This window comes from Pseudomonas sp. GW821-FHT02A08 (assembly GCF_059422045.1).
Window position 1 is genome coordinate 110,885 of sequence record NZ_JBWKWD010000002.1, and the last position, 15,523, is coordinate 126,407.

Consider the following 15,523-nt stretch of genomic DNA (forward strand, 5'->3'; position numbering starts at 1 on the left):
CGCGGGCAAGCCCGCTCCCACAGGTTTCTCTGGTGTTCACAAAATTTGTGTTCGACACAGATCCCTGTGGGAGCGGGCTTGCTCGCGAAGAGGCTCTCACAAACAACAAAAATGTCAGCTCAAACCATCGCCGCAAAATTCAGCCTGAACTGCTGCGGCGTCACCCCCAATCTACGATTGAACACACTGCGCATATGCTGGGCATCGCGAAAACCGCATTGATAGGCCACGGTCTTGAGCGGCGCCCGGGTGCTTTCGAGCATCACCCGAGCCGCATCCATCCGCGCGCGCTCGACGAACTCGGCCGGGGTGATTTTCGCTTCCCTGGCAAACACCCGGGAGAAGTTGCGCGCGCTCATGTTGGCGGCATTGGCCAGGTCGGCGATGGTCAGGTCGCCCGTCAAATTGGCCAGCACGTAATGCTGCACCATCGCCACCGCCGAATCCGCTTCGGCGTGGGGCGTAAGGAACGGGCTGAACTGCGATTGCCCGCCCGAACGCTGGGTAAACACCACCAGTCGCTTGGCGACATTCAGCGCCACTTCCGGCCCGTGATCCCGACCCAATAGATACAACGACAGATCGATCCCCGCTGTGACCCCGGCCGAGGTGAACAGCTCGCCGTCCTCGACATACAGTCGATCCGCCTCCACTCGGGACGAGGGGCACAACGCCGCCAGATCCGATGCGTCCTGCCAGTGCGTGGTGACCGTGCGCCCCTCCAGCAATCCGGCCCGGGCGAGCATGAACGCGCCATTGCAGATCGAGCCAAAGCGCTTGGCCCGGGCGCAGGCATCGCGCAACCAGGTGTCGAATGCCACACCGAAGCTCATGAACGACAACTGCGGCCCGCCCGCCACCAGCAACAGGTCATACGGCTCCAGCGCTTCACTGAAATGCCGATGGGCATTGAGTGCCAAACCGTTGGAGCACGCCATCACACCGCGCTCGACGCCGATCACCTCCAGACGATAGTGATCCTCAGGGGCAAGGAAGCGATTGGCTTCGGAAAACACATCCATGGGGCCGGTGACGTCCAGCGACTGAACGCCGGCGAAGACCACGATGGCGATGGTTTTACTCATGGTTCAAAACGCTCTCTCAAAATGAAAAGCAGCTGTCACGCGATCCGTAGCAGCTGCCGAGCCTGCGAGGCTGCGTCCGGCTGCGTAGCAGTCGTGAAAACACCCACCGAGGTCTTTCAGGTAATCCGCATACCCAGGATTTACGGCCGCTGCGCAGCCGGACGCAGCCTCGCAGGCTCGGCAGCTGCTACAAGATGCGTATGCACAATGGGATCAACCCTAGCCAATCCACACCCAACAAGCGAGGTTGGCGCGAATTGCACGCTCATTGGCCGGGATCGCAGCCATGGATCGATTGTCCGGTTTCGGGGGCCGGAACAGACTGAAACCCTCATCACGACGAGGAAAACTCCATGAGCACCATCATCGCCGGCATCAAGATCCCCGACAGCGCACTGGCCAAGGCCACCACCGAATACATCCGTGACATAGAGTCCGACCTGCTCTACCACCACTCGCGCCGGGTCTTCCTGTTCGGCGCGCTGAGCGGCGAGCGCAAGCAGCTGGCCTACAACCCGGAGTTGCTGTACGTCGGCGCGATGTTCCATGACCTGGGTCTGGTGCAAGGTCATCGCAGCGACAACGAGCGCTTCGAAGTAGATGGTGCCAACGCGGCAGCGGCGTTCCTCAAGCCTTACGGATTGAGCGATGACGATATCGAACAGGTCTGGCTATCGATTGCCCTGCACACCACACCGGGCGTGCCCCGGCACTTGCGGCCCACCGTGGCGCTGGTCACGGCCGGCGTCGAGATGGACGTGCTGGGCACGGACTACGCGGCGTTTTCCAGCGTGCAGCGCGAGGCGGTGGTGCATGCGCATCCACGGGGCGAGGGGTTCAAGGAGTGCATCATCTGCGCGTTTGCCGACGGCTTGCGTCATCGCCCGCAGACCACGTTCGGCAATGTGAAGACCGATGTGCTGGTGGATCAGGAGCCGGGATTCAAGCCGATGAACTTTGTCGAGGTCATTCGCCAATCCCCGTGGATCGCATAAGCAAATGTGGGAGCGGGCTTGCTCGCGAATGCGGTGTGTCAGGCAACTATGATGTCGGCTGACACTCCCTCTTCGCGAGCAAGCCCGCTCCCACATGTGGCCAACCCGATTTCAGGCTCAAGCCGCTTCCGGTGCCTGCGCGCGACGCACGTCCGGTTGCTTCCACGAGTCGGCTGCCGCTTCTTCGATCGCCTGCTGGATCGCACGACGACGGCTTTCTTCGGCGCGACGGCTGAAGAACCAGACCAGGAAGGTCACGATCGACACGGCCAACAGGATCAGGCTGGCCACGGCGTTGATCTCGGGCTTCACGCCCAGACGCACCGCCGAGAACACTTCCATCGGCAGGGTCGTGGAACCCGGGCCCGACACGAAGCTCGCCAGCACCAGGTCATCGAGGGACAACGCGAACGACATCATGCCACCGGCCGCCAGCGAAGGCGCGATCATCGGGATGGTGATCAGGAAGAACACCTTCCACGGCCGCGCACCGAGGTCCATGGCTGCCTCTTCGATGGACAGATCCAGCTCGCGCAAGCGCGCCGAGACCACCACCGCCACATAGGCCGCACAGAACGTAGTGTGGGCGATCCAGATGGTGACGATGCCGCGTTCCTGCGGCCAGCCGATCATCTGCGCCATGGCCACGAACAGCAGCAACAGCGACAGACCGGTGATCACCTCAGGCATGACCAGCGGTGCGGTGACCAGGCCACCGAACAGGGTGCGGCCCTTGAAGCGCGTAATGCGCGTCAGGACGAACGCCGCCAGGGTACCCAGCGCCACCGCCGCCACCGCCGTGTAGCAGGCGATTTCCAGTGAGCGCACCACCGAACCCATCAGTTGGCTGTTGTCGAGCAGGCCGACGTACCACTTGATCGACCAGCCGCCCCACACCGTTACCAGTTTCGAGGCGTTGAACGAGTAGATCACCAGGATCAGCATCGGCAGGTAGATGAACAACAGACCCAGTACCAGCATCAGGCTGGAGAAACGGAAGCGCTTCATTCTTTACCCTCCATTTCCTTGGCCTGACTGCGGTTGAACAGGATGATCGGCACAATCAGGATCGCCAGCATCACTACTGCCAGAGCGGACGCCACCGGCCAGTCACGGTTGTTGAAGAATTCTTGCCAGAGCACCTTACCGATCATCAGGGTTTCCGGACCGCCGAGCAGTTCCGGGATCACGAACTCGCCCACCACCGGGATGAACACCAGCATGCAGCCGGCGATGATGCCGTTTTTCGACAGCGGCACGGTGATTTTCCAGAAGCTGTTGAAGGTGCTCGATCCCAGGTCCGACGCAGCTTCCAGCAGGCTCTGGTCGTGCTTCACCAGGTTGGCGTACAGCGGCAGGATCATGAACGGCAAGTAGGAATAAACCACACCGATGTAGACCGCCAGGTTGGTGTTGAGGATCTGCAGCGGCTCGTCGATCCAGCCCATGCTCATCAGGAAACCGTTGAGCAGGCCGTTGTTGCTGAGGATGCCCATCCACGCGTAAACGCGGATCAGGATTGCGGTCCAGGTCGGCATCATGATCAGCAGCACCAGCACCGTTTGCACTTCCTTGCGGGCAACGGAGATGCCGTAGGCCATCGGGTAGCCGATCAGCAGGCAGAGGATGGTGCTGAAAAGCGCCATCTTCAACGAGCCGAGGTAAGCGGCGATGTACAGTTCGTCACCCGCCAGCATCGCGTAGTTGCCAAGGTTAAGCAGCAACTGCAGCTTCTGCTCGGCGTAGCTGTAGATTTCCGTATAGGGCGGAATGGCCACGTCCGCTTCGGCGAAGCTGATCTTCAGAACGATGAAGAACGGCAGCATGAAGAACAGGAACAGCCAGATGAAGGGAACCCCGATGACCATCTGACGGCCCCCGGGAATTATTCGATTGAGGCGGCGTTTGAATTTGCGCATGTTCATGAGCGAAGTACCACGCCGCTGTCGTCTTCCCAATACACGTAGACCTGGTCACCCCAGGTCGGACGCTGCCCGCGACGCTCGGCGTTGGCCACGAACGACTGCACCAGCTTGCCGCTTGGCAGTTCGACGTAGAACACCGAGTGCCCGCCGAGGTAGGCGATGTCGTGGACCTTGCCGCTGGACCAGTTGTACTGGCAGGTCGGCATGTCGGCGGTGACCAGCAGCTTTTCCGGACGGATCGCGTAGGTGACCGACTTGTCCTGCACCGAAGTGCTAATGCCGTGGCCGACGTAGATCTGACGATCCAGGTCTTTGCAGGTAATGATCGCGTGGCCTTCGGCGTCGTCGATCACTTCGCCTTCGAAGATGTTCACGTTACCGATGAATTCGCAGACCAGGCGACTGGTCGGGGTTTCGTAGATGTCGATCGGGCTGCCGATCTGGGCGATCCAGCCCAGGTGCATGATCGCGATGCGCTCGGCCATGGTCATGGCCTCTTCCTGGTCGTGGGTTACCATGACGCAGGTTACGCCGACGCGCTCGATGATCTCCACCAGCTCCAGCTGCATTTGCGAACGCAGCTTCTTGTCCAGTGCGCCCATGGGTTCGTCGAGCAACAACAGCTTCGGTCGCTTGGCCAGGGAACGGGCCAGGGCCACGCGCTGACGCTGGCCGCCGGATAACTGATGCGGCTTGCGCTTGGCGTACTGGCTCATCTGTACCAGCTTGAGCATGTCGGCCACCCGCGCATCGACTTCGGCGGCAGGCAGTTTGTCCTGCTTGAGGCCGAAGGCGATGTTCTGCGCCACCGTCATGTGCGGGAACAGGGCGTAGGACTGGAACATCATGTTGATCGGCCGCTCGTAGGGCGGCATGTCAGTGATGTCTACACCATCAAGGAAAATGCGCCCCTCCGTGGGCCGTTCGAAACCTGCGAGCATGCGCAGCAAAGTGGATTTGCCCGATCCCGAACCGCCGAGCAGGGCGAAAATCTCGCCTTTCTTGATTTCCAGGGACACATCGTCCACGGCAATCGTCTCGTCGAACTTCTTCGTGACCCGGTCGATTTTGACCAGCACCTGTTTAGGTTGCTGGTCGCCCTCGAGGGCTTTCTTATAGGCGCCGGAGGCAACTGCCATTTACGAAACTCCCAGAAAAAAAGAGTGCAGTTCGCTCAAGGTGAGCCAACCTTGGATAATTTGAGCCTTGCAGCTATTTACCCGACTTGACCTTGGTCCAGCTGCGGGTCATCAAACGTTGAATATTCGGTGGTAACTCGATCGACACGTAGGTCTTGTCGAGCACCTCTTGCGGTGGATAAACCGCTTCGTCGGTGCGAATGGACTGTTCCATCAGTTTGTCCGACCCCGGGTTGGGGTTGGCATAGCCGACGTAATCGCTGACCTGGGCAATTACCTCAGGCTTGAGCAAATAGTTGATGAAAGCGTGGGCCTGCTTGACGTTGGCCGAGTCCTTCGGAATCGCCAGCATGTCGAACCAGAGCGCGCCGCCCTCTTTCGGAATCGAGTAGGCGATGTTCACGCCTTTCTTGGCTTCTTCAGCGCGGTTCTTGGCCTGGAAGATGTCGCCGGAAAAACCGATCGCCACGCAGATATCGCCGTTGGCCAGATCCGCGATGTACTTGGAGGAGTGGAAGTAGGTCACGTAAGGCCGCACCGCGAGCAACTTCTCTTCGGCCTTTTTGTAATCTTCAGGGTTGGTGCTGTTGGCATTCAGGCCCATGTAGTTGAGCACTGTCGGCATCATTTCATCGGCGGAATCGAGGAACGCAACGCCACAGCTTTGCAGCTTCTTGATGTTCTCCGGCTCGAACAGCACGCCCCACGAATCAATCGTATCGACGCCCAGCACGGCCTTGACCTTGTCGACGTTGTAACCGATGCCGTTGGTGCCCCACAGGTACGGCACGGCGTACAGGTTGCCCGGATCGTTCTGCTCCAGACGTTTGAGCAGCACCGGGTCGAGGTTCGAATAGTTCGGCAGTTGCGACCTGTCGAGCTTCTGGAATGCCCCGGCCTTGATCTGTTTGCCGAGGAAGTGGTTCGACGGCACGACCACGTCGTAGCCGGTACGCCCGGCCAACAATTTACCTTCCAGGGTTTCGTTGGAATCGAAGACGTCATAAACCGGCTTGATACCGGTAGCTTTCTGGAAATCGGCCAGGGTGGTCTCGCCGATGTAGTCCGACCAGTTATAAATATGCACGGTACCGGCGGCCTGGACACTGACAGCAATCGTCAGCCCGGCAGTCACCAGCATGGCATTGCGCAACATAGAAAAAATAGGCAAGTGGAGGTCCTCTGAAATTAGTTGGGCCCAAGTTGCCCCGCGCTACATGACAACCGTGGTTGCCCGGCAACAAAACCGGCGCGCAACTTACCCTCGAAAAACCGTTCCAGCAAAACTTTCTGTAATTTAATTGCACCTGTTGTCGCCACCGCGCGGGTGACGGCAACAGGTTGTTGCATCAAACCGGCTTATTTGCCGGATTTGATCTTGGTCCAGCTGCGGGTCATGATCCGCTGGGTCGCGGCCGGCAAGTCGGCAATCGCGTACAGCTTGGCCAGCACGTCCGCTGGTGGGTAAACGCCCGGGTCGCTGGTGATGTCTTTATCGACCAACGCAGTTGCAGCCGCGTTACCGTTCGGGAAACGCACGGCGTTGGTGATTTCAGCCATGATTTCCGGCTTCTGCAGGAAGGTCATGAACTTGTAGGCGCCTTCGACGTTTTCGGCATCTTTAGGGATGGCGACCATGTCGTAGAAACTGCCGGCACCTTCTTTGGGAATGTTGTAGCTGACTTTCACCTTGTCACCAGCTTCGGCAGCGCGGGACTTGGCCTGGTAAATGTCACCCGAGTAACCCACAGCCACACAGATGTTGCCGTTGGCGAGGTCGGAGATGTACTTGGACGAGTGGAAGTAGGCGATCGAAGGACGGACCTTCATGATCAGCGCTTCAGCCTTGTCGATGTCTTCCTTCTTCTGACTGTCGGTTGGCAGGCCCAGGTAGTGCAACGCCACTGGAATCATCTCGGTTGGCGAGTCAAGCAGGCTGATACCGCATGATTTCAGTTTGGCGGCGTTTTCAGGCTTGAAGATCAGGTCCCAGGAATCGACCGGTGCATCGGCACCCAGTGCAGCCTTGACCTTCTCGGCGTTGAAACCGATACCGATCGAACCCCACATGTACGGGAAGGCGTGCTCGTTGCCCGGGTCGCTCACGGAAACGGCCTTGAGCAGGTCGGTGTTCAGGTTCTTCCAGTTAGGCAGCTTGGACTTGTCCAGTTTCTGGTAGACGCCAGCCTTGATCTGCTTGGCCAGGAAGTTGTTCGACGGTACAACGATGTCGTAACCGGACTTGCCTGCCAGCAACTTGGCTTCCAGGGTTTCGTTGCTGTCGAAGACGTCATAGACAACCTTGATGCCCGACTCGTCTTCAAACTTCTTGACGGTGTCCGGCGCGATGTAGTCGGACCAGTTGTACACGTGCAGTACTTTGTCATCGGCCTGAACCGCGCCCGCCATCATGCCCATCACGGACATGGCAAGCAGAGTCTTGCCTGCGAGCTTTTTACCTAGTGCCTTCATGCGTCATGCTCCAAATTTTTCTTTTTTGAACCACTTGTTCAGCGACCGAACCCGGGCAACTGGAACCGCGGCTAGTCTGGCAAGATCCACATCGGTCTTTCAAGGAAACGGTCACGCTTTCTGACAGTTCTGAGCGAAAGTTCCTACTACATATGTAGAACTTTGGACTTCCGCTCAGAGCCTAGCACTTAGCCCTGCAATGCACTCAGGGTCAGGTCAAGGCACTTGCGAGCCTTGGTCACCAGCTCATCGATTTCCGCCGGTGTAATCACCAGTGGCGGAGCGATGATCATGGTGTCGCCGACGGCGCGCATGATCAGGCCGTTATCGAAGCAGAACTGGCGGCAGATCATGCCGACGCCCTTGCCTTCGTAACGCTTGCGCGTGGCCTTGTCCTGGACCAGTTCGATGGCCCCCAACAGACCCACCCCACGAACTTCACCCACCAGCGGGTGATCGTTCAGTTCCCGCAGACGCTTTTGCAAATACGGTGCCGTTTCTGCATGAACGCGCTCGATAATTTTCTCGTCGCGCATGATGCGGATGTTTTCCAGCGCCACCGCGGCAGCTACCGGGTGACCGGAATAGGTGAAGCCGTGGTTGAAATCGCCGCCTTCGTTGAGCACGTCCACCACTTCATCACGCACGATCAGGCCGCCCATCGGGATGTAGCCCGAGGTCAGGCCCTTGGCGATAGTCATCATGTCCGGCTTGAGGTCGTAGAAATCAGCACCGAACCACTCGCCGGTACGACCGAAACCGCAAATCACTTCGTCAGCCACGAAGAGGATGTCGTACTTGGCGAGGATTTCCTTGATGCGCGGCCAGTAGGTCTCTGGCGGAATGATCACGCCACCGGCGCCCTGGATCGGCTCGGCAATGAAGGCGCCGACGTTGTCGACACCGACTTCCAGAATCTTTTCTTCCAGCTGGTTGGCCGCCCAGATACCGAATTCTTCCGGGGTCATGTCGCCGCCTTCGGCGAACCAGTACGGCTGGGCGATATGGAGGATGCCCGGGATCGGCAAGTCGCCCTGTTCGTGCATGTAGGTCATGCCGCCCAGACTCGCGCCAGCCACGGTGGAACCGTGATAGCCGTTCTTGCGGCTGATGATGACTTTCTTGTTCGGCTGGCCCTTGATCGCCCAGTAGTGACGAACCATGCGCAGCATGGTGTCGTTGCCTTCGGAGCCGGAACCGGTGAAGAACACGTGGTTCATGCCTTGCGGCGCGATATCGGCGATAGCCTTGGCCAGCTCCAATACCGGCGGGTGCGCAGTCTGGAAGAACAGGTTGTAGTAAGGCAGTTCGCGCATCTGTTTACTGGCGGCATCGGCCAGTTCATCGCGACCATAACCAATTGCGACACACCACAGGCCAGCCATGCCGTCGAGGATCTTGTTGCCTTCGCTGTCCCAGAGATAAACGCCCTTGGCGTTGGTGATGATCCGCGGGCCTTTCTCTTTCAGCTGCTTGAAGTCGCTGAACGGGGCCAGGTGGTGATCGTTGCTCAGGGTTTGCCATTCACGGGTTTGCGGGTTGTTGCTGGTCATGTGAATCTCCTAAAAAAAATCAGGTGAAGGCGCCGCCAGGCAGCGGCGGCGCCCGGCGTATCAGACGGCAAAGAGCAGGAATTCCCTTTCCCACGAACTGATCACGCGCTTGAAGTTTTCATGCTCGGCCCGCTTGACCGCGACGTAGCCAGTGATGAAATTCTTGCCCAGGTACCGCTCGATGGTCGCGCTGTTTTCCATGCGTTCCAGCGCGTCTTCGATGGTCAGCGGCAGGCGCAGGTTGCGGCGTTCATATCCACGTCCCACCACCGGCGCACTGGGGTTCAGGCCTTCGACCATGCCGATGTAACCGCAGAGCAGGCTCGCGGCAATCGCCAGGTACGGGTTGGCATCGGCGCCCGGCAGGCGGTTTTCCACCCGACGGTTTTGCGGCCCCGCATCCGGCACCCGCAGGCCCACGGTACGGTTCTCTTCGCCCCACTCCACGTTCACCGGAGCCGAGGTATCCGGCAGGAAGCGGCGGAACGAGTTGACGTTGGGTGCGAACAGCGGCAACAGTTCGGGAATGAGTTTCTGCAGACCACCGATGTGGTGCAGGAACAACTGGCTCATGGTCCCGTCTTCATTGGAGAAGATGTTCTTGCCGGTCTCGATGTCGATGATGCTCTGGTGCAAGTGCATGGCACTGCCCGGCTCGCCGGTCATCGGTTTGGCCATAAAGGTCGCGGCCACGTCGTGCTTGAGCGCGGCTTCGCGCATGGTGCGCTTGAACACCAGGATCTGGTCGGCCAAGGACAGGGCATCGCCGTGACGGAAGTTGATTTCCATCTGCGCCGTGCCGTCCTCGTGGATCAGCGTGTCGAGGTCCAGGTCCTGCAGTTCGCACCAGTCGTAAACGTCTTCGAACAGCGGATCGAATTCGTTCGCCGCTTCGATGGAGAACGACTGGCGACCGATTTCCGGACGACCGGAGCGGCCGATCGGCGGTTGCAGCGGGTAGTCCGGGTCGTCACTGCGCTTGGTCAGGTAAAACTCCATTTCCGGCGCGACGATCGGCTGCCAGCCTTTGTCGGTATAGAGTTTCAGGACTTTCTTGAGCACGTTGCGCGGCGACAGCTCGATCGGGTTGCCTTGCTTGTCGTAGGTATCGTGGATGACGATGGCGGTCGGCTCGATGGCCCACGGCACCAGGTACACCGCACTCTGGTCGGGACGGCAGATCATGTCGATGTCGGCCGGGTCGAGCAGCTCGTAATAGATGTCGTCTTCGACGTAATCGCCGGTCACTGTCTGCAACAGCACGCTTTCTGGCAGGCGCATGCCCTTTTCGGCGATGAATTTGTTGGTCGGCGAAATCTTGCCCCGGGTAATCCCGGTCAAGTCGGCGATCATGCATTCGACTTCTGTGATCTTGTGGTTTTTCAACCAATCGGTGAGCTGGTCGAGGTTGTTACTCATAAATGCCTCTAGGCTTGAGTTGTCTGACCCTTTTAAGGTCAGGCGTTGTTTGACGCATCGGCGTCGCGTTGTAGAGCGTTAGCGCGGCAGATTATCGTGCTTGCCGACACGGCTGCAGAAGCCGGGCGTGCAGAATCGCGAGCGGTGCCCTGAACGATGGTCAGGCCGCTATTGTGAATCGGTTCTATATTGAATGGAGTAACCGTAATGGGGGTGCCATCGCGACCGTCCAGAATATCGGACGGGGACGGTCGAACCGTCACGGATGGGAGGATCACCAGAACCGCTGAGGCCACGGAACGGACGGACGTGTCATCACTGATGTGATAAACATGCCGACCGACCTGTCTTGAGCAGTCGGTGACGCCGATTATCGGCAGGCGAGACATGAAGCACCCCGGTATTATTGCTGTTATGGGTTTGATTCGAGCTTAGCCTTGTTCATTTTTTTACACAACACCCCCGTAAAAAATACAACACGGCCCGCTCAAGCCTGCGGGCGCCATAGAGGCCAAAGGCATAAAAACGCCCCAAAGAGCCTCAAAAAAGCCACACGGGCGCTTTTTTAGGGCAAAAAAGGCCTCGCTTGACTTCGGCATGCCGTTCGGGTTGACTGGAATCTGAAAAGATCAATGATTGATATTTTTAACAACAAAGGTGTTGCATCATGTCGGTACCCCCGCGTGCCGTTCAGCTTAACGAAGCGAACGCGTTCCTTAAGGAACATCCTGAGGTTCTGTACGTTGACCTTCTGATTGCGGATATGAATGGTGTGGTGCGCGGCAAGCGCATTGAACGCACCAGCCTCCACAAGGTTTACGAGAAAGGCATCAACCTGCCGGCCTCTCTATTTGCTCTGGATATCAATGGCTCGACGGTGGAAAGCACCGGCCTGGGCCTGGACATCGGTGATGCTGACCGAATCTGCTATCCAATCCCCGATACTCTATGCAACGAGCCATGGCAGAAGCGCCCGACCGCGCAACTGTTGATGACCATGCACGAACTCGAAGGCGAGCCATTCTTCGCCGACCCGCGTGAAGTGCTGGCCAATGTGGTGCGCAAGTTCGACGAAATGGGCCTGACCATCTGCGCCGCGTTCGAACTGGAGTTCTACCTGATCGACCAGGAGAACGTGAACGGTCGTCCGCAACCACCTCGCTCGCCGGTTTCCGGCAAACGTCCGCACTCGACACAGGTCTACCTGATCGACGACCTCGACGAATACGTCGACTGCCTCCAGGACATTCTGGAAGGTGCCAAGGAGCAAGGCATTCCGGCCGACGCCATCGTCAAGGAAAGTGCCCCGGCGCAGTTCGAAGTGAACCTGCACCACGTGGCTGACCCGATCAAGGCCTGCGACTACGCGGTCCTGCTCAAGCGCCTGATCAAGAACATCGCCTACGACCATGAAATGGACACCACCTTCATGGCCAAGCCTTACCCGGGCCAGGCGGGTAATGGTCTGCACGTCCACATCTCGATTCTCGACAAAGACGGCAAGAACATTTTTGCCAGTGAGGATCCCGAGCAGAACGCCGCACTGCGTCACGCGATCGGCGGTGTGCTCGAGACCCTACCGGCGCAGATGGCCTTCCTCTGCCCGAACGTCAACTCCTACCGTCGTTTCGGCGCACAGTTCTACGTGCCGAACTCGCCGTGCTGGGGTCTGGATAACCGTACCGTGGCGATTCGCGTACCGACCGGTTCCTCCGACGCCGTGCGCATCGAGCATCGTGTAGCCGGCGCCGATGCCAACCCGTACCTGCTGATGGCTTCGGTTTTGGCAGGCGTGCACCACGGCCTGACCAACAAGATCGAGCCTGGCGCCCCGGTCGAAGGCAACAGCTACGAGCAGAACGAGCAGAGCCTGCCGAACAACCTGCGTGATGCACTGCGCGAGCTGGACGACAGCGAAGTCATGGCCAGGTACATCGATCCGAAATACATCGATATCTTCGTGGCCTGTAAAGAGAGCGAGCTGGAGGAGTTCGAACACTCCATCTCCGATCTCGAATACAACTGGTACCTGCATACCGTTTAATCGGTTGCAGCAAAAAAACGCCGCCGGCTGTAAAAGCCTGCGGCGTTTTTTTATGGGTAATTTCAGTTGGACCGAGTCGCCTGCTTCGCGAGCAAGCCCGCTCCCACAGGGATCTTCTGCGAACACAACATCTACGTTGAACACAAATCCAGTGTGGGAGCGGGCTTGCTCGCGAAGGCGTCCGGGCAGACAACACACAACCCGAATCGTACAATGCCCGCTGCCCCGCAGGAGACTCCAATGACACGCGTAGCCACTCCCCGCAAACCCCGCGCACGCAGCCAGGCCCGGATCGATTCGATACTCGATGCCGCCCGAACGCTGTTGGCCGCCGAGGGTGTGGCCAGCCTGTCGATCTACAGCGTCGCCGAGCGCGCGGAGATTCCGCCCTCCTCGGTCTACCACTTCTTCGCCAGCGTGCCGGCGTTGCTCGAAGCCTTGACCGCCGACGTCCATGCGGCCTTCCGCGCCTGCCTGCAAGCTCCCATCGACCACCTCGCCTTGAATGGCTGGCGCGATCTTTCGCGACTGGTGGAACAACGCATGCTCGATATCTATGCAGAGGACGCTGCCGCCCGCCAACTCATTCTGGCCCAGCACGGCCTGACCGAAGTCACCCAGGCCGACCGCCAGCACGACATCGAACTGGGCGACCTGATGCACAAGCTGTTCGACCATCACTTCGAGCTGCCGACGTTGCCGAGCGATGTCGATGTGTTCGCCCTGGCCATGGAACTGGGCGACCGGGTGTATGCGCGCTCGGTGCAGCAGCACGGGCAGATCACGCCGCGCATGGCCGAGGAAGGCATGCGAGTGTTTGATGCTTACGTGGGGCTTTATCTGCCGCCATACCTGCCCAAGCGCAGCGTTCCAGCCTGAGTTATTTATTGGTCACGCCGGCCTCTTCGCGAGCAAGCCCGCTCCCACAGGGGAATGCATTCCAGATGTGGGAGCGGGCTTGCTCGCGAAGGCCACATTACCGTTCTTACTGAATCACACGCACAAAAAACCCCGAAGGGCTCAAACCCTTCGGGGTTGTTGTTTACGCATGTGCCTTACAACTTGGCGATCGACACCTCGGTGGATTTCACAAACGCGATCACTTCACTGCCCACCGCCAGTTCCAGCTCTTTCACCGAGCGCGTGGTGATCACCGAAGTGACAATGCCGGAAGCGGTCTGCACGTCGATTTCCGAGAGTACGTCGCCGAGGACGATTTCCTTGATGGAGCCTTTGAACTGGTTACGAACGTTGATGGCCTTGATAGTCATGATGTTGATTCCTGTCGTTGGATAAGACTTGAGTTATTGAGCCCAGCGCAATTGCGTAGGCAAGGGTGAAACAGGTTCCGGTTCCGCCGGTTGGCCGGGCAGCGCCAGCACGCGATTGAGCACTTCGGTTTCCAGCGCCGCCAGCCGATGGGAGCCACGAACCCGAGGCCGCGGCAGCTCCACATGCAGGTCGAGGCCGACTTCTCCGTCTTCGATCAGGATCACCCGATCGGCAATCGCCACGGCTTCACTGACGTCATGGGTCACCAGCAACACCGTGAAGTCGTGCTGCTGCCAGAGCCGCTCGATCAGTTGCTGCATTTCAATTCGGGTCAGGGCATCCAGCGCCCCCAAGGGTTCGTCGAGCAACAACAGGCGCGGCTGATGAATCAATGCACGGGCTAAAGCCACGCGTTGCTTCTGCCCACCGGACAGCGCGGCCGGCCACTCGTGGGCACGATCGGCCAGGCCCACCGCTTCCAAGGCTTCAAGCGCTTGCGGCCGCCAGTTGCCCTTGAGGCCCAGGCCGACGTTGTCGATGATCTTTTTCCACGGCAGCAAACGCGCCTCCTGGAACATCAGCCGCGTGTCTTCCCGCGCCTCACTCAATGGCGCGGCACCGGCGAGCAACTCACCGCCGGTTGGTTGATCGAGACCGGCGAGCAAGCGCAGCAAGGTACTTTTGCCGCAGCCGCTGCGCCCGACCACGGCGACAAACTGGCCCGCCGGAATGTGCAGGTCGATCTCGCGCAACACCTGCCGTGCACCGAAGGTTTTTTGCAACTTGCGCACCACCAGCGGAGTCCCGCGCAACAGGCGTGGAGGTTGTTGGGCAGTCATACCGAACCTCCCCTGGCAACCTGATACGCCGGGTGCCAGCGCAACCACACTCGTTCAAGTCCACGGGCTGCGAGGTCGGCCAGTTTGCCGAGCACCGCGTACAACAGAATCGCCAGCACCACCACGTCGGTCTGCAGGAATTCCCGGGCGTTCATTGCCAGATAGCCGATACCGGAACTCGCGGAAATGGTTTCCGCCACGATCAACGTCAGCCACATGAAGCCCAGGGCGAAGCGCACGCCGACCAGAATCGAAGGCAGTGCCCCCGGCAGAATCACCTGCCAGAACAGGCTGAAACCGCTCAGGCCATAGCTGCGCGCCATCTCCACCAGCGCCGGGTCGACGTTGCGGATGCCGTGATAGGTGTTGAGGTAGATCGGGAACAACGTACCCAGCGCCACCAGGAAAATCTTCGCTGACTCGTCGATGCCGAACCACAGAATCACCAGTGGAATCAGCGCCAGGTGCGGCACGTTGCGAATCATCTGCACCGAACTGTCGAGCAAGCGCTCGCCCCACTTCGACAGGCCAGTGATGAAGCCGAGCGTCAGGCCGATACCACCACCGATGGTGAAACCCAGCGCGGCACGCCAGCCACTGATCGCCAGGTGCGTCCAGATTTCGCCACTGCGCACCAGGCTCACGCCGGCCTCGATCACGGCGATGGGTGCCGGCAGGATCCGTGTCGACAACCAACCCGCCGACACACTCAACTGCCACACCACCAGCAACAACACCGGAAACGCCCAGGGCGCCAGGCTGTGGATGATTTTATTCATG

General features: G+C 59.3%; 14 protein-coding genes. 3 read left to right on the top strand and 11 right to left on the bottom strand.

The annotated features are described in order from the left end of the window. Positions 1-119 precede the first annotated feature (119 nt). A complete protein-coding gene (locus tag AC07W4_RS02380) occupies positions 120-1,085 on the bottom strand; it encodes a GlxA family transcriptional regulator (RefSeq protein WP_495031373.1) in 966 nt (321 codons plus the stop codon). A 353-nt stretch (positions 1,086-1,438) separates the two neighbouring features. Between AC07W4_RS02380 and AC07W4_RS02385 the strand changes: the two genes are divergently transcribed. After that, complete coding sequence (locus tag AC07W4_RS02385; protein ID WP_495031374.1) at positions 1,439-2,080, top strand: HD domain-containing protein; 642 nt, start codon at positions 1,439-1,441, stop codon at positions 2,078-2,080. Between the two features lie 117 nt (positions 2,081-2,197). Here AC07W4_RS02385 and AC07W4_RS02390 read toward each other — a convergent pair whose 3' ends face one another. From AC07W4_RS02390 to AC07W4_RS02420, 7 genes are all read right to left on the bottom strand, one after another. Further along, on the bottom strand, positions 2,198-3,088 hold the full coding sequence (locus AC07W4_RS02390; RefSeq protein ID WP_056726426.1) for an ABC transporter permease subunit: 891 nt from the start codon (positions 3,086-3,088) through the stop codon (positions 2,198-2,200). Beyond that, a complete protein-coding gene (locus AC07W4_RS02395) occupies positions 3,085-3,966 on the bottom strand; it encodes an ABC transporter permease subunit (RefSeq protein WP_191622238.1) in 882 nt (293 codons plus the stop codon). Before AC07W4_RS02395 ends, AC07W4_RS02390 begins: the two co-directional genes overlap by 4 nt. 35 nt (positions 3,967-4,001) lie before the next feature. Beyond that, positions 4,002-5,144: an ABC transporter ATP-binding protein gene (locus tag AC07W4_RS02400; RefSeq protein ID WP_095964263.1), complete on the bottom strand. Its 1,143-nt coding sequence runs from the start codon at positions 5,142-5,144 to the stop codon at positions 4,002-4,004. Between the two features lie 73 nt (positions 5,145-5,217). Continuing rightward, entirely contained in the window at positions 5,218-6,315 is a 1,098-nt protein-coding gene (locus tag AC07W4_RS02405; protein WP_495031375.1) for a polyamine ABC transporter substrate-binding protein, read from the bottom strand. A 188-nt stretch (positions 6,316-6,503) separates the two neighbouring features. Continuing rightward, positions 6,504-7,616, bottom strand: coding sequence for a polyamine ABC transporter substrate-binding protein (locus tag AC07W4_RS02410; RefSeq protein ID WP_495031376.1), 1,113 nt, complete (start codon positions 7,614-7,616; stop codon positions 6,504-6,506). A 188-nt stretch (positions 7,617-7,804) separates the two neighbouring features. Further along, on the bottom strand, positions 7,805-9,169 hold the full coding sequence (locus tag AC07W4_RS02415) for an aspartate aminotransferase family protein (protein ID WP_495031377.1): 1,365 nt from the start codon (positions 9,167-9,169) through the stop codon (positions 7,805-7,807). A gap of 60 nt (positions 9,170-9,229) precedes the next feature. Beyond that, entirely contained in the window at positions 9,230-10,588 is a 1,359-nt protein-coding gene (locus tag AC07W4_RS02420) for a glutamine synthetase family protein (protein WP_495031378.1), read from the bottom strand. 667 nt (positions 10,589-11,255) lie between these two features. Here AC07W4_RS02420 and AC07W4_RS02425 point away from each other — a divergent pair. After that, a complete protein-coding gene (locus AC07W4_RS02425) occupies positions 11,256-12,632 on the top strand; it encodes a glutamine synthetase family protein (protein ID WP_008048741.1) in 1,377 nt (458 codons plus the stop codon). 240 nt (positions 12,633-12,872) lie between these two features. Beyond that, positions 12,873-13,511 (top strand): TetR/AcrR family transcriptional regulator, encoded by a 639-nt coding sequence (locus AC07W4_RS02430; protein WP_150724984.1) that lies wholly within the window; start codon positions 12,873-12,875, stop codon positions 13,509-13,511. A gap of 176 nt (positions 13,512-13,687) precedes the next feature. On the opposite strand, the gene AC07W4_RS02435 is transcribed toward AC07W4_RS02430, so the two are convergent. Genes AC07W4_RS02435 through ssuC form a run of 3 tightly spaced genes read right to left on the bottom strand, consistent with a single transcriptional unit; the run spans position 13,688 to position 15,522 of the window. Then, positions 13,688-13,903, bottom strand: coding sequence for a TOBE domain-containing protein (locus tag AC07W4_RS02435; RefSeq protein ID WP_007967989.1), 216 nt, complete (start codon positions 13,901-13,903; stop codon positions 13,688-13,690). Positions 13,904-13,936: 33 nt separating this feature from the next. After that, positions 13,937-14,743: an aliphatic sulfonates ABC transporter ATP-binding protein gene (gene ssuB, locus AC07W4_RS02440; RefSeq protein ID WP_008048739.1), complete on the bottom strand. Its 807-nt coding sequence runs from the start codon at positions 14,741-14,743 to the stop codon at positions 13,937-13,939. Beyond that, entirely contained in the window at positions 14,740-15,522 is a 783-nt protein-coding gene (gene ssuC, locus AC07W4_RS02445) for an aliphatic sulfonate ABC transporter permease SsuC (RefSeq protein ID WP_008048738.1), read from the bottom strand. The genes ssuB and ssuC overlap by 4 nt, the downstream gene beginning before the upstream one ends. Position 15,523 lies beyond the last annotated feature (1 nt).